This window comes from Furfurilactobacillus milii, from assembly GCF_009864005.1.
GTDB lineage: Bacteria > Bacillota > Bacilli > Lactobacillales > Lactobacillaceae > Furfurilactobacillus > Furfurilactobacillus rossiae_B.
Window position 1 is genome coordinate 67,470 of sequence record NZ_WEZQ01000002.1, and the last position, 21,496, is coordinate 88,965.

Below are 21,496 nucleotides of genomic sequence, written 5' to 3' on the forward strand. Positions count from 1 at the left end.
TTCGCAACCTCCAAATCATAGAGGTGCGAGCTGCGTTGTTTGTTGCGAAATTAATTATCTGAACATTGTCTTGGTCGCACGGGCCATGACCTTCGGATCTTTTTCATAGTGGTGAAGCGGTGTCAGTTTGCTCAATGGAATACCCAAGAATGTGTACACAGCACGCTGTGCGCATCGGAATGAATATTGTTCTGTAAATACCATGTCAAATGGCATTTCAGCAAATTGACTGATAAAGGCGAGGTTGTGACTGTGCTTTGGAACCACTAATGGCCGGTCACCAACTGCCCGGCGGTTGAAGAGGGCACTGGCATAAGGCATGTAAACAGGAATGACGTTGACGGTTGAAGCCATAATGTCATCAATGTGATCACCAATTTTGTCGCGGCCATCATCAACTTCGTTTAAGTGACCAATAAGTTCGGTGAGAATTTCACGACCAGTCATTTCAATGAATGGTTTATTGACGTAATCACCGCGTCGTCGAGGGTACATAATGTATCCCCAGAAGACAGTTTCGTTTTCCTTTTGTGCGTGGAAATGAGGTTGATGATGAACCACGATCGACATTAATCCGGTACTGTCGATCCAAGTATTCAATGCATTACCGGGTTGTTGTTGAGTGATTCGGGTGATTTCATTAAGTAGTTTGTGGTCATTATTAGTGACCGTGAAGCTCATCCATTCACTTTGTTCCCGGTCATTAAAGAATTTATCTGGGTGACCAAGGTCATAGAAGTGCTCGGAAGCTTGTTTCCATAAAGCTGCACTTGGCGCATATTCGTGGTTTTCCTTCAGTGGGGTATCCATGTCTCCAAACGAAGAACTGTCGGTAATGGAACCGTTAGTGTCGAAGACAAAATCATCTTCATTAACGTCAACGTGGCCAGTTTGATGTTCGCCATCAACTTCTTCGTAATCGAAGCCGGTAACAATAATATCATCACGCATTGGCGTGTCCTTGAAGGTGAGCGCCGTAACCTTGCGATTATTAACGAAAGTTACGCCATGGTCTTCTAAAAACTTGCGCATGGGCAAAATAAGACTTTCGTACTGGTTGTAAGGTGTGCGAGTGACACCCTCGAGTGTATTAATACGACTAAATTCAAGGATCATACGGTTCATGTAGCGACGCAGTTCCATCGCTGAACTTTGACGTTTGAATGCGAAAGTTGTTTGCCACATGTACCAGAAGTTAGTGGTGAAGAAGTGTGGCGAACTAGCAAACCATTCATCAATCCCGATATCGTTCAATCGTTCTTCTTTGCTTTCCGGCATCAACATTAGTTTTGTCAGAAGGTAGCGGTCGCGGTTGTCAAACTGCATGTGGCGGTAATCATTTTCGTCGCCTTTGTTACGAATGCCATTTACTTTATCCATCAACCGGGCAACATCGTGAGTTGGGTGTGCATGGTCAAAGGCTAAAATCTCATCAGTCACAGATTGATCAGGGTGATCCAGTGACGGAACAGAACGCATGAGATCCCACAAGTTTTCATAGGTTTCTTCGTTGAGCATTCGACCACCTTTGGCAAGGTAACCCTGACTGTTTTTCAAGGCTTGGTTGCCGTATTCATTTTCGTAGCCGGTTACTGTATCACCATCATTTGCACCGTGGGTTTCAAGACCGTACATGGTGATCTGATCACCGTGCCAACCGCCATCGCGAATGAGGTAAATTCCTGCTGCTAAGTTACCAATTCCTGTACCAATCATGTATGCATGTTGTGCCATGTTCGCTCACTCCTTTGTTTGTTGAGCCGAGTTATTACTGTTCCTAATCGTATTTAACAGGTGACCAACTTGATCTAATGCGTCATTTACGGTTAGGTGATATCGATGATTAAGGCCTTCATGAGTGGTGGATACGAGGCCAGCTTGTCGCAAAATTTTGAGATGATGTGATACTGCTGGCTGTGAAAGGCTCATGTGTGAGGTCAATTCAGTAACAGTCAAACCAGTGTTCAAATGAGCACCTAATAAAATGATTAAGCGCTGTCGATTTTGATCGGCCAGTGTGTTCAACAAGTCAAGATTACTAATGAACTCGTCAAGAGCCTTTTGCTGACCTTGCGGTAATGTCGTTTCACTCATAAAGATCACCTCACTCTATCGATACATTTAACTACATGAATATAATAACGCGAATAAGTTACCATTGCAACCGCTTACAAAACGTCTGCTTGATTCGAATAAAGGGCTACTTATCAAATAAAAACGTACAGTTGGACGATAACTAGACCACTAAAAAGGTGCGGGATAAAAGGGAGTCGATTTGGGCGTTGATGGCTCAGATAGAAGTGAGACAAGGCGATTAATGATGCAAACAGGATACTGGCAATAGCCACCTGTATTGGAAACATTAAAGACAGCACGGCGATGCAGTCAACATCTCCATTGCCCATAAATTGAAATCGGTGGATAAAATAAAGCGATACTAAATACAGTGTTGTTACCATCAGTAATTTTGACCAGCTAAACTGATGACGAATCAGTGCTAATACTAATAAAGCCACGATTGGCCACACAGAGATGGCTAGGTGTGTAGCGTCCTGACAAGCCAAAGCCAGCAGGATCAAATTAAAAACGACTAGACTGACAGCCACATTAAAAGGATTGGAGTAAATGATGAGCGCGCCAAGCAGACCGACTGAACTTTCTACGAGTGGGTAGGTGAAAGAGACTGGTTGATGACAGTCGGGACACCGCCCTAACTGAAGTAGCCAGCCGATGCAGGGAATAAGCTGCCACCAGCGCAGGCGTTTCGCACATTGATCGCACCGTGATCGCGCGAACATGACGGGTCGGTTATTAGCTAACCTAGTGCTGATACACATGATGGCAGAAACAAAAAGCGTAATGTAAATGAAACTGATGCTGAAGATGATGTATGGCATAATAAAAACACCGTCCTTTATTGGTCTTGTCTTAACATACGTAAAGAGATCTGTGATGTTCGTCCATTATCTAAAAACTTCGATCGAACTAGCTTTTTTCGTGTTGAAACCTTGACGCATATGGACGGGGATGATATTCTATTAAAGGTGCTTTTTTGTGAAAGTGTCTGCCATCCATGGCGGCTGGAGCTAAAACAGCAATCATACTGGAAAACAGATTTGGGTTTTTCTTTTTTTATAACTTAAAAAGAACCGCCTGGATGTGTGGACTTAAACTAAAACAAAGAATCGGAAGGAGGACATTTAGATGCCAACGATTAACCAACTCGTTCGTAGTGGTCGTAAGTCTAAAACGTCAAAATCAGATGCCCCAGCTTTAAACTTCGGGTACAACAGTTACAAGAAAGAACAAACTAACAACGCTGCTCCTCAAAAACGTGGGGTTGCAACTCGTGTCGGTACTATGACACCAAAGAAGCCTAACTCAGCTTTGCGGAAATACGCCCGTGTGCGTTTATCCAACTTGATTGAAGTTACCGCTTATATTCCTGGTATTGGTCATAACCTACAAGAACATAGTGTTGTTCTTATCCGTGGTGGCCGTGTTAAGGATTTACCTGGGGTTCGTTACCACATTATTCGTGGTGCTCTGGATACTGCCGGTGTTACTGACCGGAAACAAAGCCGTTCTAAGTACGGTACTAAGAAGCCTAAGGCTTAATCAAGAAAGGAAGATAAACGATGGCTCGTAAAGGACATATTCCAGCACGTGAAGTGCTACCTGATCCAATTTACAACTCAAAGCTGGTTACCCGTTTAATCAACCGCTTGATGTTAGACGGTAAGCGGGGAACTGCATCAACGATTTTATATGATGCCTTTGATCAAATTAAAGAAACAACTGGTAATGAACCGTTGGAAGTATTTGAAGAAGCAATGAACAACATCATGCCTGTTATGGAAGTTAAGGCTCGCCGTGTTGGTGGATCTAACTACCAGGTGCCAATCGAAGTTCGTCCAGAACGTCGTAGTACTTTAGGTTTACGTTGGTTAGTTCAATACTCACGGTTACGTGGGGAACACACCATGACTGAACGTTTAGCTCGTGAAATCATGGATGCTGCCAACAACACTGGTGCTTCTGTTAAGAAGCGTGAAGACACTCACCGGATGGCTGAAGCCAACCGTGCCTTCGCACATTACCGTTGGTAAAAACAACCGACTATTTAGCCGGTGGCTCCCTTTGACACCCATCTACATGTGGTGTCATTTTTGGGATTTAAGCATTGCATAAGCTAATTTAAAGGAGAAAATAATGGCTAACAAACGTGAATTTCCACTCGAAAAAACACGTAATATCGGGATCATGGCCCATATCGATGCCGGTAAAACCACGTTAACTGAACGGATTCTTTACTATACTGGTAAAATTCACAAGATTGGTGAAACCCATGATGGTGCTTCACAAATGGACTGGATGGCTCAAGAACAAGAACGTGGGATTACCATTACGTCTGCTGCTACAACAGCGCAATGGAAGAACCACCGGATCAACATTATCGATACACCAGGACACGTGGACTTCACAATGGAAGTTGAACGTTCCTTGCGTGTGCTAGATGGTGCGATTGCCGTTCTTGATGCCCAGGCTGGTGTTGAACCACAGACTGAAACTGTTTGGCGTCAAGCTTCCACTTATAACGTTCCCCGTATCGTGTTCGTTAATAAGATGGATAAGTTAGGTGCCGACTTTGACTTTTCTGTTGACTCATTAGGCGACCGTTTACAAGCCAATGCTCATGCCGTTCAGATGCCAATCGGTGCTGAAGACGATTTCGAAGGGGTTATTGACCTGATCGAAATGAAGGCTGACTTGTACGATGAAGATGCCCTTGGTACTGAATGGGATACAGTTGATATCCCAGAAGAATACGTTGCGGAAGCTCAAAAGCGTCGTGACTCATTAGTTGAAGCTGTTGCTGAATCTGATGACGAACTGATGGAAAAATACCTTAACGGTGAAGAAATCAGTAAAGACGAATTGAAGGCTGGTATTCGTCGTGCCACTTTGGCAAACGAATTCTTCCCAGTTCTTGCAGGTTCTGCTTACAAGAACAAGGGTGTTCAGATGTTAATGGATGCTGTTGTGGACTACTTACCATCACCACTTGATGTTAAGCCTTATACAGCGGTTAACCCAGAAACTGATGAAGAAGAAGACCTTATTGCCGGCGATGACAAAAAATTCGCTGCCTTAGCATTTAAGGTTGCTACTGACCCTTACGTTGGTCGTTTAACATTCATTCGTGTTTACACGGGTACTTTGGAATCCGGTTCATACGTTTTGAACGCTACTAAGGACAAACGTGAACGTGTTGGTCGTTTGCTACAAATGCATTCAAACCAGCAAAACGAAATTCCAGAAGTCTTTTCTGGTGATATCGCTGCTGCTATCGGTTTGAAGAACACCACAACTGGTGACTCTTTGACTGATGTTGATCATCCATTGCACTTGGAATCAATGGTCTTCCCTGAACCAGTTATTCAGGTTGCCGTTGAACCTAAGACAAAGGCTGACCAAGACAAGATGAACAATGCCTTACAAAAGCTGTCTGAAGAAGACCCTAGTTTCCGTGCTGAAACGAACTCTGAAACTGGTGAAACTTTGATTTCTGGTATGGGTGAACTCCAACTGGACATCTTAGTTGACCGGATGAAGCGTGAATTTAAGGTTGAAGCTACTGTTGGTGCACCTCAGGTTGCTTACCGTGAAACAATTACGAAGTCTGCTCAGGTTGAAGGTCGTTTCATTCGTCAGTCTGGTGGTAAAGGTCAATATGGTGATGTTTGGATTGAATTCACACCTAACGAGACTGGTAAGGGTTACGAATTCGAAGACGCCATCGTCGGTGGGGTTGTTCCTCGTGAATACATTCCTTCAGTTGACAAAGGGTTACAAGAATCCATGGCCAATGGTATGATTGCTGGTTACCCAGTAGTCGACGTTAAGGCTAAGCTTTACGATGGTAGTTACCATGATGTCGATTCTTCAGAAGCTGCATTTAAGATTGCCGCTTCTCTGGCATTACGTGAAGCTGCTAAGAAGGCTGCCCCAGTTATCTTGGAACCAATCATGAAGGTTGATATTGTTGCACCAGAAGACAACCTTGGTGATGTTATGGGTCACGTAACTGCTCGTCGTGGTACTGTTGATGGTATGGAAGCTCGTGGGAATGCACAAGAAGTTCATGCATTTGTCCCATTGGCTGAAATGTTTGGTTATGCTACAACCTTGCGTTCAGCAACACAAGGTCGTGGGACATTTACGATGACATTTGACCACTACTCAGCTGTTCCTAAGTCAGTTCAAGAAGAAATTATCAAGAAGAATGGCGGTAACAACAGCCATCCTGAAGACTAATTGTCATTTAGTTGACATTAAAAAGGGTTCTCTGTCAACTGTTGTTGGTAACGACCATAATGCACCCAATCATTATTTGATGATTGGGTGTTTTGTTTTTGTCCTTAACATAACAAGGACGCGTATCCTTTTTTTCGTGTCAACATACATAGATTACAGAAAGAAAAATCTGTTGTCGATCATGTCTTGTGACATGACCAACAACAGATATGATAGAACCTTAAAAAGCGACATCTAGCAAATCTGCTAGGTGTCGTTTTTTAGTTAGTTCAATTTTGAACGGTGACTAATAGTTATCCCTCGTAAATGTACCGGGAACCAGGTTACCAGCGGTTCCAAGAACTTTACTTAGTAACTCGGATGTCTGCGCCACAATATGGTCGGCAGTTTTTTCGTTAGCCGCTGTTAGCGCATCTGTCAATGCGGCATCACTTAATTGAGCATTAGCTGTATCAATTTCGTACACGCGTTGGTGACCGTAACCTAATGTCTTCTCCTGATAACTTTCAACATCACTTATCGTGGTCTGAAAGTGGTCGGCAGCCAGAACCGCAATTAGTCGATTTGCCCAATAGGCATTTTTACTGTCGACTACAGCAGTCGTATCTCGGTAACTTGCGGGCGTATCATTAACATTTGTGAAAAACGGAACCAGTGTGTTAAATGGATTGGCAGATAAAGCCACCCATTGAATTGCGGCGCGCTCGGCAGGCACGTTTGGCCGAATTTGAAGAACACTCAATTCTTGTGTCCGGTTGATCCCGATTGGTCGGTAAGGAGCTGTTTCTTTAGTTGCACCCAGAGCGAACGGATCGTAGGGGGTATCCTGATAATGTGAGCTGAGGACAAACTTGATGTCTTCGATAGTTATTTTGTGATCAGCATGAGTAATAAACGGAAGGTCGTCGCTCATTGGTGTTTTGTCCTGGGTTGTTGCGTGGTTGAAGTATCGCTGAGCGTACCAAGCCCGTGGCGTATTGTAGTGATGGTCAAGTTGAGAATGTGACCCGAAAATCTCACGGAAGTTAAAATGATCACCGAGATTAAGGTGGTTCTCTTCAACGAAGGTTTGTAAGTCGTCCGCAAACATAAAATTAGTTGAATCTGCAAAGTTGACTTCTTGAATACCTGTCTGGTTAGGGGCAACAACGTAAGCATCATCCGGGATTCGCTGTGCAACCCAGTGATGACCACCAGCAGTTTCCATATACCAAATTTCATTCGCGTCAGAGAAAATAATTCCGTTTGATTCATAAGTGCCATGTATCTTCAAAATTTCACCGACACGTTCAACGCCTTCACGCGCGCTGTGAATATAAGGGAGGGTGACAGTTAGCAGATCCTCTTCGCCCACACCAGCTTTAGTTAGTGGGTCAGCCCCTAAGATGCGTTCGTTTGTGGTAATGGTTTCGGTAGCGCTCATTGCAACATTATCACTGTTGATACCAGCTTCACCCCAAATGCCTTGCTTGTCCACTGCGTTAGGAATAGCGGTGTAGCGTAAAGGATTGTCTGGCAGCGTAATGCTAAACTGACTCATCTTAGCTTTGTATTCGCGAGGTTGATCTTCGGGTTTGACGACAACGAACTTTTTAGGATCGGCAGCCGTGCCAGTATCTTCGTTACGCGCAATTAATGTTGAGCCATCGTAACTGGCATTTTTACCAACTAGAATAGTAGTACACGTACTTAATTCAGAAAGCGACATAATAAAACCTCCATGGTTAATTATCAGCTTGATGATATTTGGCCGATATTCTCCTTCACTATAACACTTGCCAATCTGCTCCGTGGTGTTGACCAGATAATGTCGCTAATTGGTTCGCACACTATACAATAGTAGAAACAGATCACGTACTCGCGTTTTTAAGGTTAAACAATCGTTGCACCAAGCGTATTTTCAAAGTGTTTCAAAGCCCAAGCGTGACCAACGGGATCGAAAGAGGCAACAGCGTCTTTGTGAACAGTTAGTTGATAATCCAAATTGTACGCTTCGACAGCTGTGTGCAATACACAGATATCCGTACAGACACCAGCAAGGTGAAGATTGGTGATGTGACGGCTGCGTAAAAAGTTATCTAAATTAGTGTTGGCAAACGCACTATAGCGATTCTTGTCGAAATAGTAGACGTGATCCTCATCCTTATGTGACTGGTACCATGATTCCAATTCACCGTACAACTCGCGTCCCCATGTATCCTTTAAGTTATGGGGTGGAAATAGCTTGGTTTCTGGATGGTAAGGGTCGACACCGTCATGCAAATCAGTTGGGAGAATGACGTAGTCACCGTTTTGAAGAAATTGTTTTGCGAGCGTCAAAATATTAGATTCAATTTCTTGACCAGGTTTACCAGTTGTGAGGGCACCTTTAGCAGCGACGAAGTCATTGGTGTAATCAATAATCAGTAATGCTTGTTTGCCAAAATCCATTTGTGTCATAGTTTGCCTCCAATTTTGAGTACGCGCGATTGACTTTATTATAGATAAAAAGATGTAGGTTTGATAAAGTTTACGCGCAGATTAAATAGAAAATTTCGTTTTGTAATCAAAACGAAATTAACAAACGTAAATAAAACCTTGCCATTACGGGCTTAGGTTGGTATAGTAGATAGGTGCTTGTGCGAGACAAGGGACAACTTTGCCCTTTAAATCGCGCAACAACAAGCGAGCATTGATGTGAAAGGTTGCGACACACCCGGCCGCTTTGCCACGGAGGTGTGGCGGTAATTTTCACGGAGCTAGCCTATTTCTAAAAAATAGACGTTAGGAGGGAACAAATATGGCAAGTAAGAAAATTCGGATTCGCTTAAAGGCTTATGAGCACCGTATCCTTGATCAGTCAGCTGACAAGATCGTGGAAACGGCAAAACGGACTGGTGCTGAAATTTCAGGTCCAATTCCGTTACCAACTGAACGGACACTTTTCACGGTGTTACGTTCACCACATAAGTTTAAGAAATCACGTGAACAGTTCGAAATTCGGACTCATAAGCGTTTAATCGACATTGTCAACCCAACTGCTAAAACAGTTGATTCATTGACCAAGCTTGAATTGCCAAGCGGTGTTGATATCGAAATCAAGTTATAATTTGATTTCCTCGTTCTAAACCGATCATTAATTTGACGGTAAAAATACATTATATCGGAGGTGTACTCATGACCACTAAAGGAATCTTAGGGAAAAAGGTCGGGATGACGCAAGTCTTCACTGAAAATGGCGAATTAGTCGCTGTTTCAGTTATTGATGTAACACCTAACGTAGTATTGCAGGTTAAGACTGTTGAAAACGATGGTTACAACGCAATTCAGTTAGGTTTCGATGACAAACGTGAAGTTTTGTCTAACAAGCCCGAGCAAGGTCATGTAGCAGCAGCAAAAACGGCTCCTAAGCGCTTCGTTCGTGAAATTCGGAATGTTGAGCTTGGAGAGACGAAAGTCGGTGACGAGCTTAAAGCAGACGTCTTCGCAGAAGGCGAAGCAGTCGACGTTACCGGAATCACAAAAGGGCATGGGTATCAAGGTAACATCCATAAGGATGGCCAATCACGTGGACCAATGGCCCATGGGTCTCGTTACCACCGTCGCCCAGGTTCAATGGGTGCCATCATTAACCGTGTCTTCAAAGGCAAGCCACTTCCAGGACGTATGGGTAACCACAAGGTAACCATGCAAAACCTGAAGATTGTTCGTGCAGACTTAGACAACAACGTGTTGTTGATCAAAGGTAATGTGCCAGGTGCTAACAAATCATTTGTTACAATTAAAAGTTCTGTTAAGGCCGGTTTGAAGAAAAACAACCGCCACAGCGAAAAATAATATAAGGGAAGGGAGGATTAATAGCTATGACTACCAGCGTTGATTTATTCAAGCAAGATGGTAAGAAGTCAGGCACAGTTGATTTAAATGATGCTGTGTTTGGTATCGAACCTAACAATAATGTCATCACCGATGCTGTATTGATGCAACGTGCCTCAATGCGACAGGGTACTCACGCGGTTAAAAACCGTAGTGCTGTACGTGGTGGTGGTAAGAAACCATGGCGTCAAAAAGGTACTGGTCGTGCTCGTCAAGGGTCGATCCGTTCACCACAATGGCGTGGCGGTGGTGTTGTCTTCGGACCAACTCCACGTTCATATGCTTACAAGTTGCCACAAAAAGCGCGTCAACTTGCCATGAAGTCTGTCTTATCACAAAAGGTCTTGGACAAAGCCTTGGTTGTCGTTGACGCCTTAGACTTTAAAGCACCAAAGACTGCTGAATTTGCCACTGTTTTAGACAACCTGAAAGTTGCTGAAAAGACCCTTGTTGTGGTTGAAGATGACAACGAAAACGCAGCATTGTCTGCACGTAACTTAGCTAATGTCACTGTTTTGACTGCTAAGGGCGTTAATGTTTTGGATGTTGTTAACAACGACAAGATGGTGATTACGCAATCTGCTCTTTCTCAGGTAGAGGAGGTGCTCGCATAATGGAAGCACGTGATGTGATTTTACGCCCAGTTGTGACTGAGTCTTCAATGGCTGATATCGATGACAAGCGTTATACGTTTGATGTTGATACTCGCGCAACCAAGACGCAAATCAAGAGCGCCATCGAAGAAATCTTCGATGTTAAGGTAATCAAACTTAATGTGATGAACGTTAAGGGACACCTTAAGCGCCAAGGACGTTACAGTGGTTACACTAAGAAGCGTCGTAAGGCAATCGTTACTTTGAGTTCAGACTCAAAGGAAATTAAGTTATTTAACGAAGAATAGTCTTCTTCAATCTATGCGCCGATGATGATACGGCTCCTCACAAGGGACAACCAATCACGGCACGAAAAATTAGGAGGAAAGTATAGTGGGTATTAAGAGTTATAAACCAACCACTAACGGTCGTCGTAACATGACCGGTTCCGACTTTAGTGAAATCACTAAAACGACCCCTGAAAAGTCGTTATTGGAATCACAAAGTCACCGTGCAGGCCGTAACAACCAAGGCCACATGACTGTTCGTCATCGTGGTGGTGGTACAAAGCGCGCTTACCGGATTATCGACTTTAAGCGTATTAAAGACGATTACAAGGCAACTGTTAAAGCTATTGAATACGATCCAAACCGGACCGCTAACATTGCTTTACTAGTTTATGAGGATGGAACAAAGTCATACATCTTAGCACCTAAGGGGCTAGAAGTTGGCACTGTTGTTGAATCAGGCCCTGAAGCAGATATCAAAGTTGGTAATGCATTGCCATTAACTAACATTCCAGTTGGTACTGTTATCCATAACATTGAATTAAAGCCTGGTAAAGGTGGCCAAATTGCTCGTTCAGCTGGTGCATCTGCTCAGTTGTTGGGTAAGGAAGGCAAGTATGCCTTAGTTCGTTTGGCCTCTGGCGAAGTTCGCATGGTTCTCGCTGCTGGTCGTGCTACTGTTGGTGCGGTTGGTAACGAACAACACGAATTGATTAACTTAGGTAAAGCGGGTCGTAAGCGTTATGCTGGTCAACGTCCACATGTTCGTGGGTCAGTTATGAACCCTAACGATCACCCACATGGTGGTGGTGAAGGTAAAGCCCCAGTCGGCCGTCCATCGCCAATGTCACCATGGGGTAAGAAGACTGCTGGTAAGAAGACTCGTAACCACAAGGCTCGTTCTAACAAGCTTATTGTGCGCGACCGTCGGAAGAAGTAATCTTTCTTATTCAATGCATATACGACATTAGTTGTTAAACACACGAACGCGTTAGCTAATAGCTAACAAGAGAGGAGGCCACACGATGGGTCGTAGTCTTAAAAAAGGACCTTTCGCCGATGAACATCTGCTGAAGAAAATCGCTGCACAAGCTGATTCTGAAAAGAAGACAGTGATCAAAACTTGGTCACGTCGTTCAACGATTTTCCCTAGCTTCATCGGATACACTATCGCTGTTTATGACGGACGGAAGCATGTCCCAGTTTTCATCTCTGATGACATGGTTGGTCACAAGCTTGGCGAATTTGTTCCAACGCGGACTTTCCGCGGACACGCTGGTGCCGACAAGGTTACTAGTAAATAATTAGGAGGACTGAACAATGGCTGAACAAGTTACATCTGCAAAAGCAACTGCAAAGACTGTTCGTGTCGCTGCTCGTAAGGTTCGCCTAGTTGTTGACCTTATTCGCGGCAAGAGCGTTAACGAAGCATTTGCCATTTTAAAATTCACGCCTCGCGGTGCTGCCGAAGACGTAGAAAAAGTATTGAAGTCTGCTGTTGCTAATGCTGAAAACAACTTCGACTTAGATCGAGCCGACTTAGTTGTATCTGAAGCATTCGCTAATGAAGGACCAACCCTTAAGCGGTTCCGTCCTCGGGCTAAGGGTTCCGCATCACCAATTAACAAGCGGACTAGTCATATCACAGTAGTCGTATCTGAAAAGTAGGAGGGAACAAGCGTGGGTCAAAAAGTAAATCCAAACGGATTTCGTGTCGGAGTTATCCGCGATTGGGAAGCCAAGTGGTATGCTGACAAAGATTACGCAACTTGGTTAATCGAAGACGTTAAAATCCGTAAGTTTATCGATCAAAGACTTGCCGACGCATCTGTTTCAACCGTTGAAATCGAACGGGCTGCTGGTCGAGTGGTATTATCCATTCACACTGCTAAGCCTGGGATGGTTATCGGTAAAGGTGGGTCAGAAGTTGAAAAGCTCCGTAAGGAACTTAACAGCTTAACTGGCAAGCAAGTACACATCAACATCATTGAAATCAAGAAGCCTGACTTGGATGCTCATTTAGTTGGGGATTCAATTGCCAAGCAATTAGAGCAACGTGTTGCTTTCCGTCGCGCTATGCGTGGTGCTATCCAACGTACTATGCGTTCTGGTGCACACGGAATCAAAACAATGGTTTCAGGCCGTTTAAACGGTGCTGACATTGCCCGTAAAGAACGTTACTCAGAAGGAACTGTTCCGTTGCATACATTGCGTGCGGACATTGACTATTCTTGGGACGAAGCACGGACTACTTACGGTATGCTGGGTGTTAAAACCTGGATCTACCGTGGTGAAGTTCTTCCTGCCAAGAAGTCAGCAAATACTCAACGAGGAGGGAAATAATCATGCTGGTACCTAAACGTGTAAAGCACCGTCGGGAATTCCGCGGTCACATGCGTGGTGAAGCCAAGGGCGGCAAGACAGTTGCATTTGGCGACTACGGTTTGCAAGCTATCACTTCATCATGGGTTTCTAACCGCCAGATTGAAGCGGCTCGTGTTGCCATGAACCGTTACATGAAGCGTGGTGGTAAAGTTTGGATCAAGATTTTCCCTCATAAGTCCTACACTTCTAAAGGTGTTGGTGTTCGTATGGGTAACGGGAAAGGGGCACCTGAAGGTTGGGTATCTCCTGTAAAGCGTGGCAAGGTTATGTTTGAAGTAGGTGGCGTTTCTTCTGAAGTTGCGCACGAAGCTTTACGTTTAGCTAGCCACAAACTGCCCGTTAAGACGAAAATCGTCTCACGAGAAGAAGCAGAAGCAGAAGTAGGTGGCGAATAATTATGAAAATGACTGATATTAGTAAATTAACCACTGCTGAAATGATTGATAAAGAAAAGGGCTACAAGGACGAATTGTTCAACTTACGTTTCCAATTGGCTACTGGTCAATTAGAAAACACCGCTCGTTTAAAGCAGGTTCGTAAGAACATCGCCCGGTTGAAGACGGCTCTCCGTCAACAAGAATTAAGCCAAAGCAAATAATTAGAATACGAAAGGAGAACTTAACCTATGACTGAACGTAACGCACGTAAGGTTTACCAAGGCCACGTGGTTTCTGACAAGAACGACAAGACGATTATCGTCGCAATCGATACTTACAAGACCCACCCAGTTTATGGTAAGCGGGTTAAATACACCAAGAAGTTCGTTGCGCAAGATGACAACAACGAAGCCAAGACTGGCGATATCGTACGGATTATGGAAACTCGGCCTTTGTCAAAGACCAAGCACTTCCGCCTATTGAATGTCGTTGAAAAGGCTGTCATCCTGTAACACCATTTCTACGTATTCTAATTAGCTGCGGAAGGAGGATAAAACCGTGATTCAACAAGAAAGTCGTTTAAAGGTCGCTGATAACTCTGGTGCCCGTGAAATCTTGACAATCAAGATCTTGGGTGGTTCCACTCGTAAGTCAGCCAACATTGGTGACATTATTGTTGCTACTGTTAAACAAGCAACACCAGGTGGCGTTGTAAAAAAGGGTGACGTTGTTAAAGCTGTTATCGTTCGGACTGTATCCGGTATGCACCGTACTGATGGCTCATACATTAAGTTTGACGACAACGCAGCTGTTATTATCTCAGATGACAAGAGCCCTCGTGGTACTCGTATCTTTGGACCAGTTGCGCGTGAACTTCGTGAAGGTAACTTCATGCGGATCGTTTCGTTAGCACCTGAAGTTCTGTAATCAAAGTAATCAAGCTAGATGCATAAGTTGAACGGGAGGTGCACAGCAGAATGTTCTTAAAAACTGGAGATCAAGTTCGCGTAATCGCCGGTAAGGACAAGGGTAAGGAAGGTGCCGTAAAGGCAACCTTAGCCAAGTCAGACCGCGTCGTCGTGGAAGGCATCAACATGGTGAAGAAACACCAGAAGCCAAACAACGAATACCCACAAGGTGGAATCGTTGATGTTGAAGCGCCAATCCACGTATCTAACGTAATGTTAATTGACCCATCAACTAAGAAGCCAACGCGTGTTGGTTTTAAAGTTGAAGATGGTAAAAAGGTTCGCGTTGCCAAGAAGACTGGCAATACAATCGCTTAATTTTAGGGAAAGGAGGAATATCTTAGAATGACTAACCGTTTGAAAGAACGATACGAAAAGGAAATCAAACCTTCCTTAATCGAAAAATTCAACTACAGTTCAAGCATGCAAGCCCCACACATCGACAAGATTGTGCTGAACATGGGGGTTGGTGATGCAACCACTAACTCAAAGAACTTGGACGAAGCCGTTAATGAAATGACCCTTATTGCTGGTCAAAAACCAGTTATCACAAAGGCCAAGAAGTCAATTGCCGGTTTCCGTCTTCGTGAAGGAATGTCCATTGGTGCTAAGGTAACTTTGCGCGGTGAACGGATGTATGACTTTTTAGACAAGTTGATCAATGTGTCATTGCCACGTGTTCGTGACTTCCATGGTGTTTCTAACCGTTCATTTGATGGACGTGGGAACTACACCTTGGGTGTTCGTGAACAACTGATCTTCCCTGAAATCAATTACGACAACGTTAACCGGGTTCGTGGTATGGATATTGTTATCGTAACCACTGCTAACACTGATGAGGAATCCCACGAGTTGCTTGCCCAACTTGGGATGCCATTTACTAAGTAATAGGAGGTTCCACAAACATGGCAAAGAAATCAATGGTTGTAAAAAGCCAACGCCCAGCTAAGTTTTCAACGCAAGCTTACACACGTTGTGAACGTTGTGGACGTCCGCACTCAGTTTATCGTAAGTTCCATCTATGCCGTCTCTGCATGCGTGAATTAGCCCACAAGGGTCAAATTCCTGGCATGAAGAAAGCTAGCTGGTAGACTTCGGTCTTTACTGAGTAAATTCGATTTGGATTCCTTTCAAGTCGTTTTATTGATTTTATCGATACTAAAAGGAGGCAAATATCGATGTCTATGACTGACCCGATTGCAGACTTTTTAACTCGGATTCGTAACGCCAACATGGTTCGTCACGATTCAGTTGAGGTTCCTGCATCAAAGATTAAACACGACATTGCGGAAATCTTGAAAAACGAAGGTTTCATTCGCGATGTTGAATACATTGACGACGACAAGCAAGGCATTATCCGTGTATTTCTTAAGTACGGTAAGGATGGCGAACGTGTCATCTCTGGCTTAAAGCGGATTTCCAAGCCTGGTTTACGTTCATACGTAAAGGCCGATTCAGTTCCTAAGGTTTTGAACGGTTTAGGGATTGCAATCATCTCTACGTCTGAAGGTGTGATCACCGATAAAGAAGCACGTCAAAAAGACGTGGGCGGCGAAGTGCTCGCTTACGTTTGGTAATCATTTAGAATCGATCGGAGGTGTAAAACGTGAGTCGTATTGGTTATAAAGTTGTAACTTTACCCGCTGGGGTAGAAGTTAAGCAAAACGGTAACGATGTGACTGTTAAAGGACCTAAAGGTGAATTAACCCGGACGTTCTCTGACATGATCACAATGAAAGTAGACGGTACTGAAGTTTCGTTTGATCGTCCTGACGACAACAACAAAACAAAGGCCGTTCACGGAACCACTCGTGCCAACTTCGCCAACATGGTTGAAGGTGTTACAGATGGTTTCAAAAAGACATTGAAGTTAGTCGGTGTTGGGTACCGTGCACAATTGCAAGGCACTAAGCTGATCATGAGTGTTGGTTACTCAAACCCTGTTGAATTCGATGGCCGTAAAGGTGTTACGGTTGAAGTTCCTGACAACACTACTGTTGTTTTATCAGGTATTTCTAAGCAACAAGTCGGTGACTTTGCTGCTGAAATCCGTGGTATCCGTCCACCAGAGCCTTATAAGGGTAAAGGTATTCGTTACGAAGGCGAATATGTTCGTCGTAAGGAAGGTAAAACTGGTAAGTAGGCTTTTGTCTACTTCTTTCTTTGCCACTATCGTGTCGCAGTGCACGTATTCACTGCGAATAAAATATGAGGTGAATTGTTGTGATTTCTAAACCAGATAAGAATAAAACACGTCAACGCCGCCATGCGCGCGTTCGTGGCAAGATTTCTGGTACTGCGCAGCGCCCACGCTTGAACGTTTATCGTTCTAATTCAAACATCTACGCGCAAGTAATTGATGACGTAGCGGGTGTGACGCTGGCAAGTGCCTCAACACTAGATAAAGATGTTAAAGGAACTAGCAAGACAGAAAAAGCTGCTTCTGTTGGTGAACTAGTTGCTAAACGCGCTAACGAAAAGAAGATTACTGATGTTGTCTTCGATCGTGGCGGTTACTTATATCATGGTCGGGTAGAAGCTTTGGCTGAAGCCGCTCGTGAAAACGGACTTAAATTCTAGAGAAGGAGGAATAACCAAATGGCTTTTATCGACCCAAGTAAGTTAGATTTAGAAGATAACGTCGTTTCCATCAACCGGATTACGAAAGTTGTTAAGGGTGGTCGTCGTCTTCGTTTTGCTGCCTTAGTCGTTGTTGGTGACCACAATGGTCACGTTGGCTTTGGTACTGGTAAGGCTCAAGAAGTTCCAGAAGCTATTCGTAAGGCTGTCGAAGCAGCGCACAAGAACTTAGTTAAAGTTCCTGTTGTTGGTTCAACATTGCCTCACGAAGTGCTGGGTATTTACTCAGGATCAAAGGTTATGCTTAAGCCAGCCGTTGAAGGTTCTGGTGTTGCTGCTGGTGGTGCCGTTCGTGCCGTCATGGAACTTGCCGGTGTTGCCGACGTTACAAGTAAGTCTCTTGGTGAAAGCACACCGATTAACGTTGTGCGTGCCACCTTTGAAGGACTTAAGGAATTAAAGCGTGCCGAAGACGTTGCTGCCTTGCGTGGTGTGTCTGTAGAACACTTAGCTGAATAGGAGGACGAAACTCATGGCTAATCAAGTAAAAGTTACTTTAGTGAAAAGTGCCGTTCACCAGAAGCCCAAGGTTCGTAATGTTGCGTATGGTTTAGGATTAGGTCGTGTTAACAGTACGGTCGTACGTCCTAACAACGAAGCAACACGCGGTGCCATCGCTAAGATCGCGCACTTAGTCACAGTTGAAGAAGTTAAGTAATCACATTTCTAGCGTAAGGAGGTGCCAACCTAATGAAGTTGAACGAATTACAACCAAGCGAAGGTTCTCGTAAAGCACGTATGCGCCGCGGTCGCGGTACATCAGCCGGGAACGGTAAAACTTCCGGTCGTGGTCAAAAGGGTCAAAAGGCTCGTAGTAAGACACGTGTCGGTTTTGAAGGGGGTCAAATGCCTCTGTACCGTCGTATTCCAAAACGCGGTTTCACTAACATTAACCGTAAGGAATACGCCATCGTTAACTTGGCTTCCTTAAACAGTTTTGATGAAGGTGCTGATGTTACACCAACTACCTTAGTTGAAGCAGGTTTAGTGAAGAACGAAAAGAGTGGCGTTAAGGTTCTTGGTAACGGTGAAGTTACTAAGAAGTTGACAGTCCACGCTAACAAATTCTCAAACGCAGCTGTAGCTGCAATTGAAGCAGCCGGCGGTAAGACTGAGGTGATCTAGTTGATCTCGACGATTTCGAATGCTTTTAAGAGTCGTGAAATCCGAAATAAGATCTTCTTTACCTTGTTTGTCTTAATTGTCTATCGGTTAGGCTGTTATATTACCGTTCCCGGAGTTAATGCGCATGCTTTACAAGCAGTGGCAAGCTCCGGGCTTGTTAATGTAATGAACATCTTTTCCGGTGGTGGTTTGACAAACTATTCCTTGTTTGCAATGGGGGTTTCCCCGTTTGTTACTGCTCAAATTGTCGTTCAATTACTCCAAATGGATATTGTGCCGCGATTTGTTGAATGGAGTAAACAAGGTGATGTAGGTCGGCGTAAATTGAATCAGGCGACACGCTATCTAACGATTGTGTTAGCTTTTGTTCAATCAATCGGTATCACAGCTGGTTTTAACGTCTTAGCTTCCATGCATTTGATAAAGACGCCAAATGCACAAACTTTTATCATGATTGGAATTTTGCTCACGGCTGGAACAATGTTTGCTACTTGGCTGGGTGATATGATTACTCAGCGTGGGCTAGGAAATGGTGTTTCAATGATCATTTTTGCCGGAATCATTGCGCGCACCCCAGTCGGTGTTCGTCAATTATGGCAAGAAAATGTCACTGACGCCTCCAAGGGCCAAATGTGGCAGGGCATCCTGTTCATCGTTGCTGTTCTCGTTCTAGTTATCGTAATAATCGTTGCTGTAACGTGGGTACAACAAGCTGAGCGGCGAATTCCGATTCAATATACGCGTCGTGCAACCACTTCTGGATCTGGCAGTTACCTGCCTTTGAAAGTTAACGTTGCCGGTGTTATTCCAGTTATCTTCGCTAGTTCTTTGATTTCGACGCCTCAGTCAATTCTGTTGGCGTTCCAAAAGAGTCATGGTGCGGATAACTGGTACCAAGTGATGTCTCGTATCTTCAATATGCAAACAACTGAAGGTGCCATTCTTTACACTGTATTAATTGTCTTGTTTACATTTTTCTATGCTTTTGTTCAGGTTAATCCTGAGAAATTGTCAGAGAATTTACAAAAACAAGGCAGTTATATTCCAAGTGTTTGGCCTGGTAAAGACACACAAAACTATGTTTCTCATTTGCTCATGCGTTTAAGTACTGTCGGCTCATTGTTCCTTGGGTTAGTTGCCTTAGTACCACTGTTGGCCAGTGATATCTGGGGCTTAGACGAATCCATTGGTCTTGGTGGTACGTCATTACTGATCGTTGTTGGGGTCGCCATTGACATTATTCGTCAATTGGACGGCTTAATGATGAAACGACAATATGTTGGTTTCATCCAAGATGATGCGCTTGAAGCACATGAAACAGAAAAACAGGAGGATTAATCATGGCATTCAATTTGATTCTGATGGGCTTGCCTGGTGCTGGTAAAGGTACGCAAGCACAAAAGATCGACGAAAAATATCAAGTACCGCACATTTCGACGGGGGATATTTTCCGCGAGGCAATGGCTAACAAGACTGAAATGGGACTTGCTGCTAAAGCTTACATTGATAAGGGTGAATTGGTTCCCGATGAAGTCACGAACGGTATTGTTCGTGACCGTCTCAGCCAACAGGACGTTTTAACGAACGGCTTCATGTTGGATGGGTATCCACGGAACTTAGATCAGGCAGCCGCTTTAGATAAAATGTTGGCTGACTCTGATCGTCACTTGGACGCCGTGATTAATATCGACGTTGAACCATCGGTGTTAGTTGATCGCTTATCTGCACGGTACATTTGCCGTGCATGTGGCGCAACCTATAACCGCATTAGTAATCCGACCAAAGTTGAAGGGACTTGTGATGTTTGTGGATCGCATGATTTCTATCAACGTGACGATGACAAGCCTGAAACGGTTAAGAATCGTTTGGCAGTGAACATTAAGATGAACACGCCACTGGTTGATTACTACAAGAATCAAAATGTTCTGCACACCATTAACGGCGATCGGGACATTGACCTCGTCTTCAAAGATGTTGCTGACGTGCTTCAGTCAGTTAACGACTAGAGTGTAGTGTTTGCAGTCCCTTTAAGAATGTGATAAACTCTCTTGGTATGGTTTGCGCAATGTTTTTGTAAAGAGGGTGGAAACGGTGGTTTTCGCCGTTTTTCCGTCGTTCGACGCCACCGTATTTATAAAATACTTTTTTAAAAGGGAGGTAAACCTGCTTGGCTAGTGACGTAATTGAAATCGAAGGTACTGTTAAAGAAACGTTGCCTAATGCAATGTTTAAAGTAGAACTTGAAAACGGTCACGAAATCTTGGCTCATGTGTCGGGTAAGATTCGGATGCATTACATTCGTATTTTACCTGGTGATAAGGTAACTGTTGAAATGTCACCTTATGACTTAACAAAGGGTCGGATTACGTACCGTTTCAAGTAATACCTAAGGCCTCATAATTCTGGAGGAAATATCATGAAAGTAAGACCATCAGTTAAACCAATGTGCGAACACTGCCGTGTCATCAAACGTAACGGCCGTGTTATGGTGATTTGCTCAGCAAACCCAAAGCACAAGCAACGTCAAGGTAAATAATTCATATAAAAGGAGGTAATTGTTATGGCTCGTATTGCAGGTGTTGACTTACCACGTGACAAACGGATCGTGATCGGTTTAACTTACATTTTCGGAATCGGTAATACTTCAGCTCAAAAGATTTTGGCTGAAGCTGGTGTTAGCGAAGACGTTCGTGTTCGGGACTTGGCTCCAGAAGACGAAGATAAGATTCGTGCAATTGTTGATAACTACAAGGTTGAAGGAGATCTTCGCCGTGAAGTTAGCTTAAACATCAAGAACTTACAAGAAATTGGTTCATACCGAGGCATGCGTCACCGTCGTGGTTTACCAGTGCGTGGACAACACACTAAGAACAACGCACGGACTCGTAAAGGCCCAGCTAAATCAATTGCTGGTAAGAAGAAGTAATTCAAGATAAAGGAGGTTAGCA

General features: G+C 44.0%; 34 protein-coding genes. 29 read left to right on the top strand and 5 right to left on the bottom strand.

What is annotated here, in order from left to right; all coding sequences use genetic code 11:
* Nucleotides 1–54: 54 nt before the first annotated feature.
* From GB993_RS01865 to GB993_RS01875, 3 genes are all read right to left on the bottom strand, one after another.
* Nucleotides 55–1,734: an oleate hydratase gene (locus GB993_RS01865; protein ID WP_161002880.1), complete on the bottom strand. Its 1,680-nt coding sequence runs from the start codon at nt 1,732–1,734 to the stop codon at nt 55–57.
* Between the two features lie 6 nt (nt 1,735–1,740).
* Complete coding sequence (locus GB993_RS01870) at nt 1,741–2,094, bottom strand: ArsR/SmtB family transcription factor (RefSeq protein WP_161002881.1); 354 nt, start codon at nt 2,092–2,094, stop codon at nt 1,741–1,743.
* 113 nt (nt 2,095–2,207) lie between these two features.
* The gene (locus GB993_RS01875; protein ID WP_161002882.1) at nt 2,208–2,897 is read right to left on the bottom strand and encodes a prepilin peptidase; all 690 of its coding nucleotides are present in this window, start codon (nt 2,895–2,897) and stop codon (nt 2,208–2,210) included.
* Nucleotides 2,898–3,204: 307 nt separating this feature from the next.
* Between GB993_RS01875 and rpsL the strand changes: the two genes are divergently transcribed.
* The 3 genes from rpsL (at nt 3,205) to fusA (ending at nt 6,318) form a co-directional block, all read left to right on the top strand.
* Nucleotides 3,205–3,618, top strand: coding sequence for a 30S ribosomal protein S12 (gene rpsL / locus GB993_RS01880; RefSeq protein WP_017262644.1), 414 nt, complete (start codon nt 3,205–3,207; stop codon nt 3,616–3,618).
* A gap of 20 nt (nt 3,619–3,638) precedes the next feature.
* On the top strand, nt 3,639–4,109 hold the full coding sequence (rpsG, locus tag GB993_RS01885; RefSeq protein ID WP_017262645.1) for a 30S ribosomal protein S7: 471 nt from the start codon (nt 3,639–3,641) through the stop codon (nt 4,107–4,109).
* A 103-nt stretch (nt 4,110–4,212) separates the two neighbouring features.
* A complete protein-coding gene (fusA, locus tag GB993_RS01890) occupies nt 4,213–6,318 on the top strand; it encodes an elongation factor G (RefSeq protein ID WP_161002883.1) in 2,106 nt (701 codons plus the stop codon).
* Nucleotides 6,319–6,604: 286 nt separating this feature from the next.
* Here the strand turns inward: fusA and GB993_RS01895 are convergent, their stop codons facing one another.
* Nucleotides 6,605–8,026 carry a C69 family dipeptidase gene (locus GB993_RS01895; RefSeq protein WP_161002884.1) on the bottom strand — a complete coding sequence of 474 codons (1,422 nt, stop codon included), beginning with the start codon at nt 8,024–8,026 and terminating at the stop codon, nt 6,605–6,607.
* A gap of 164 nt (nt 8,027–8,190) precedes the next feature.
* The gene (locus GB993_RS01900) at nt 8,191–8,757 is read right to left on the bottom strand and encodes a cysteine hydrolase family protein (protein ID WP_161002885.1); all 567 of its coding nucleotides are present in this window, start codon (nt 8,755–8,757) and stop codon (nt 8,191–8,193) included.
* A 340-nt stretch (nt 8,758–9,097) separates the two neighbouring features.
* Here GB993_RS01900 and rpsJ point away from each other — a divergent pair, with 340 nt between their 5' ends.
* The 26 genes from rpsJ to rpsM all read left to right on the top strand — a co-directional run bounded on the left by rpsJ (nt 9,098) and on the right by rpsM (nt 21,474).
* Nucleotides 9,098–9,406, top strand: coding sequence for a 30S ribosomal protein S10 (gene rpsJ, locus GB993_RS01905; protein WP_017262649.1), 309 nt, complete (start codon nt 9,098–9,100; stop codon nt 9,404–9,406).
* Nucleotides 9,407–9,474: 68 nt separating this feature from the next.
* Complete coding sequence (rplC, locus tag GB993_RS01910) at nt 9,475–10,134, top strand: 50S ribosomal protein L3 (protein ID WP_017262650.1); 660 nt, start codon at nt 9,475–9,477, stop codon at nt 10,132–10,134.
* A 26-nt stretch (nt 10,135–10,160) separates the two neighbouring features.
* Nucleotides 10,161–10,787, top strand: coding sequence for a 50S ribosomal protein L4 (gene rplD, locus GB993_RS01915; protein ID WP_017262651.1), 627 nt, complete (start codon nt 10,161–10,163; stop codon nt 10,785–10,787).
* A complete protein-coding gene (gene rplW, locus GB993_RS01920) occupies nt 10,787–11,074 on the top strand; it encodes a 50S ribosomal protein L23 (protein WP_161002886.1) in 288 nt (95 codons plus the stop codon). Before rplD ends, rplW begins: the two co-directional genes overlap by 1 nt.
* A gap of 85 nt (nt 11,075–11,159) precedes the next feature.
* Nucleotides 11,160–11,993: a 50S ribosomal protein L2 gene (gene rplB / locus GB993_RS01925; RefSeq protein WP_017262653.1), complete on the top strand. Its 834-nt coding sequence runs from the start codon at nt 11,160–11,162 to the stop codon at nt 11,991–11,993.
* An 85-nt stretch (nt 11,994–12,078) separates the two neighbouring features.
* Nucleotides 12,079–12,357: a 30S ribosomal protein S19 gene (rpsS, locus tag GB993_RS01930; protein ID WP_017262654.1), complete on the top strand. Its 279-nt coding sequence runs from the start codon at nt 12,079–12,081 to the stop codon at nt 12,355–12,357.
* Between the two features lie 16 nt (nt 12,358–12,373).
* Nucleotides 12,374–12,721, top strand: coding sequence for a 50S ribosomal protein L22 (gene rplV / locus GB993_RS01935; RefSeq protein ID WP_017262655.1), 348 nt, complete (start codon nt 12,374–12,376; stop codon nt 12,719–12,721).
* Nucleotides 12,722–12,733: 12 nt separating this feature from the next.
* Nucleotides 12,734–13,396, top strand: a complete 663-nt coding sequence (gene rpsC, locus GB993_RS01940; RefSeq protein ID WP_161002887.1) for a 30S ribosomal protein S3 — start codon at nt 12,734–12,736, stop codon at nt 13,394–13,396.
* A gap of 2 nt (nt 13,397–13,398) precedes the next feature.
* The gene (gene rplP, locus GB993_RS01945) at nt 13,399–13,833 is read left to right on the top strand and encodes a 50S ribosomal protein L16 (RefSeq protein WP_017262657.1); all 435 of its coding nucleotides are present in this window, start codon (nt 13,399–13,401) and stop codon (nt 13,831–13,833) included.
* Nucleotides 13,834–13,835: 2 nt separating this feature from the next.
* Nucleotides 13,836–14,036, top strand: coding sequence for a 50S ribosomal protein L29 (gene rpmC / locus GB993_RS01950; protein ID WP_017262658.1), 201 nt, complete (start codon nt 13,836–13,838; stop codon nt 14,034–14,036).
* Nucleotides 14,037–14,063: 27 nt separating this feature from the next.
* Nucleotides 14,064–14,327: a 30S ribosomal protein S17 gene (rpsQ, locus tag GB993_RS01955; protein WP_017262659.1), complete on the top strand. Its 264-nt coding sequence runs from the start codon at nt 14,064–14,066 to the stop codon at nt 14,325–14,327.
* Nucleotides 14,328–14,373: 46 nt separating this feature from the next.
* Nucleotides 14,374–14,742 (top strand): 50S ribosomal protein L14, encoded by a 369-nt coding sequence (gene rplN / locus GB993_RS01960; protein WP_017262660.1) that lies wholly within the window; start codon nt 14,374–14,376, stop codon nt 14,740–14,742.
* Nucleotides 14,743–14,792: 50 nt separating this feature from the next.
* On the top strand, nt 14,793–15,101 hold the full coding sequence (rplX, locus tag GB993_RS01965) for a 50S ribosomal protein L24 (RefSeq protein WP_017262661.1): 309 nt from the start codon (nt 14,793–14,795) through the stop codon (nt 15,099–15,101).
* 27 nt (nt 15,102–15,128) lie between these two features.
* The gene (rplE, locus tag GB993_RS01970; protein WP_017262662.1) at nt 15,129–15,671 is read left to right on the top strand and encodes a 50S ribosomal protein L5; all 543 of its coding nucleotides are present in this window, start codon (nt 15,129–15,131) and stop codon (nt 15,669–15,671) included.
* A 17-nt stretch (nt 15,672–15,688) separates the two neighbouring features.
* Nucleotides 15,689–15,874: a type Z 30S ribosomal protein S14 gene (locus GB993_RS01975; RefSeq protein ID WP_017262663.1), complete on the top strand. Its 186-nt coding sequence runs from the start codon at nt 15,689–15,691 to the stop codon at nt 15,872–15,874.
* 87 nt (nt 15,875–15,961) lie between these two features.
* Nucleotides 15,962–16,360 carry a 30S ribosomal protein S8 gene (rpsH, locus tag GB993_RS01980; protein ID WP_017262664.1) on the top strand — a complete coding sequence of 133 codons (399 nt, stop codon included), beginning with the start codon at nt 15,962–15,964 and terminating at the stop codon, nt 16,358–16,360.
* 29 nt (nt 16,361–16,389) lie between these two features.
* Nucleotides 16,390–16,926, top strand: coding sequence for a 50S ribosomal protein L6 (gene rplF / locus GB993_RS01985; protein ID WP_017262665.1), 537 nt, complete (start codon nt 16,390–16,392; stop codon nt 16,924–16,926).
* Between the two features lie 80 nt (nt 16,927–17,006).
* A complete protein-coding gene (gene rplR / locus GB993_RS01990) occupies nt 17,007–17,363 on the top strand; it encodes a 50S ribosomal protein L18 (protein ID WP_017262666.1) in 357 nt (118 codons plus the stop codon).
* A gap of 18 nt (nt 17,364–17,381) precedes the next feature.
* A complete protein-coding gene (gene rpsE, locus GB993_RS01995) occupies nt 17,382–17,882 on the top strand; it encodes a 30S ribosomal protein S5 (RefSeq protein ID WP_161002888.1) in 501 nt (166 codons plus the stop codon).
* 13 nt (nt 17,883–17,895) lie between these two features.
* Entirely contained in the window at nt 17,896–18,081 is a 186-nt protein-coding gene (gene rpmD, locus GB993_RS02000) for a 50S ribosomal protein L30 (protein ID WP_017262668.1), read from the top strand.
* Between the two features lie 32 nt (nt 18,082–18,113).
* Nucleotides 18,114–18,548, top strand: coding sequence for a 50S ribosomal protein L15 (gene rplO, locus GB993_RS02005; protein ID WP_017262669.1), 435 nt, complete (start codon nt 18,114–18,116; stop codon nt 18,546–18,548).
* A complete protein-coding gene (gene secY, locus GB993_RS02010) occupies nt 18,549–19,886 on the top strand; it encodes a preprotein translocase subunit SecY (RefSeq protein WP_161002889.1) in 1,338 nt (445 codons plus the stop codon). It begins immediately after the preceding gene.
* A gap of 2 nt (nt 19,887–19,888) precedes the next feature.
* Entirely contained in the window at nt 19,889–20,554 is a 666-nt protein-coding gene (locus GB993_RS02015; RefSeq protein WP_161001053.1) for an adenylate kinase, read from the top strand.
* Nucleotides 20,555–20,715: 161 nt separating this feature from the next.
* A complete protein-coding gene (gene infA, locus GB993_RS02020) occupies nt 20,716–20,931 on the top strand; it encodes a translation initiation factor IF-1 (protein WP_017262672.1) in 216 nt (71 codons plus the stop codon).
* A gap of 33 nt (nt 20,932–20,964) precedes the next feature.
* On the top strand, nt 20,965–21,084 hold the full coding sequence (gene rpmJ / locus GB993_RS02025) for a 50S ribosomal protein L36 (protein ID WP_081495882.1): 120 nt from the start codon (nt 20,965–20,967) through the stop codon (nt 21,082–21,084).
* Between the two features lie 24 nt (nt 21,085–21,108).
* Nucleotides 21,109–21,474: a 30S ribosomal protein S13 gene (rpsM, locus tag GB993_RS02030; RefSeq protein WP_017262673.1), complete on the top strand. Its 366-nt coding sequence runs from the start codon at nt 21,109–21,111 to the stop codon at nt 21,472–21,474.
* Nucleotides 21,475–21,496: the final 22 nt, after the last annotated feature.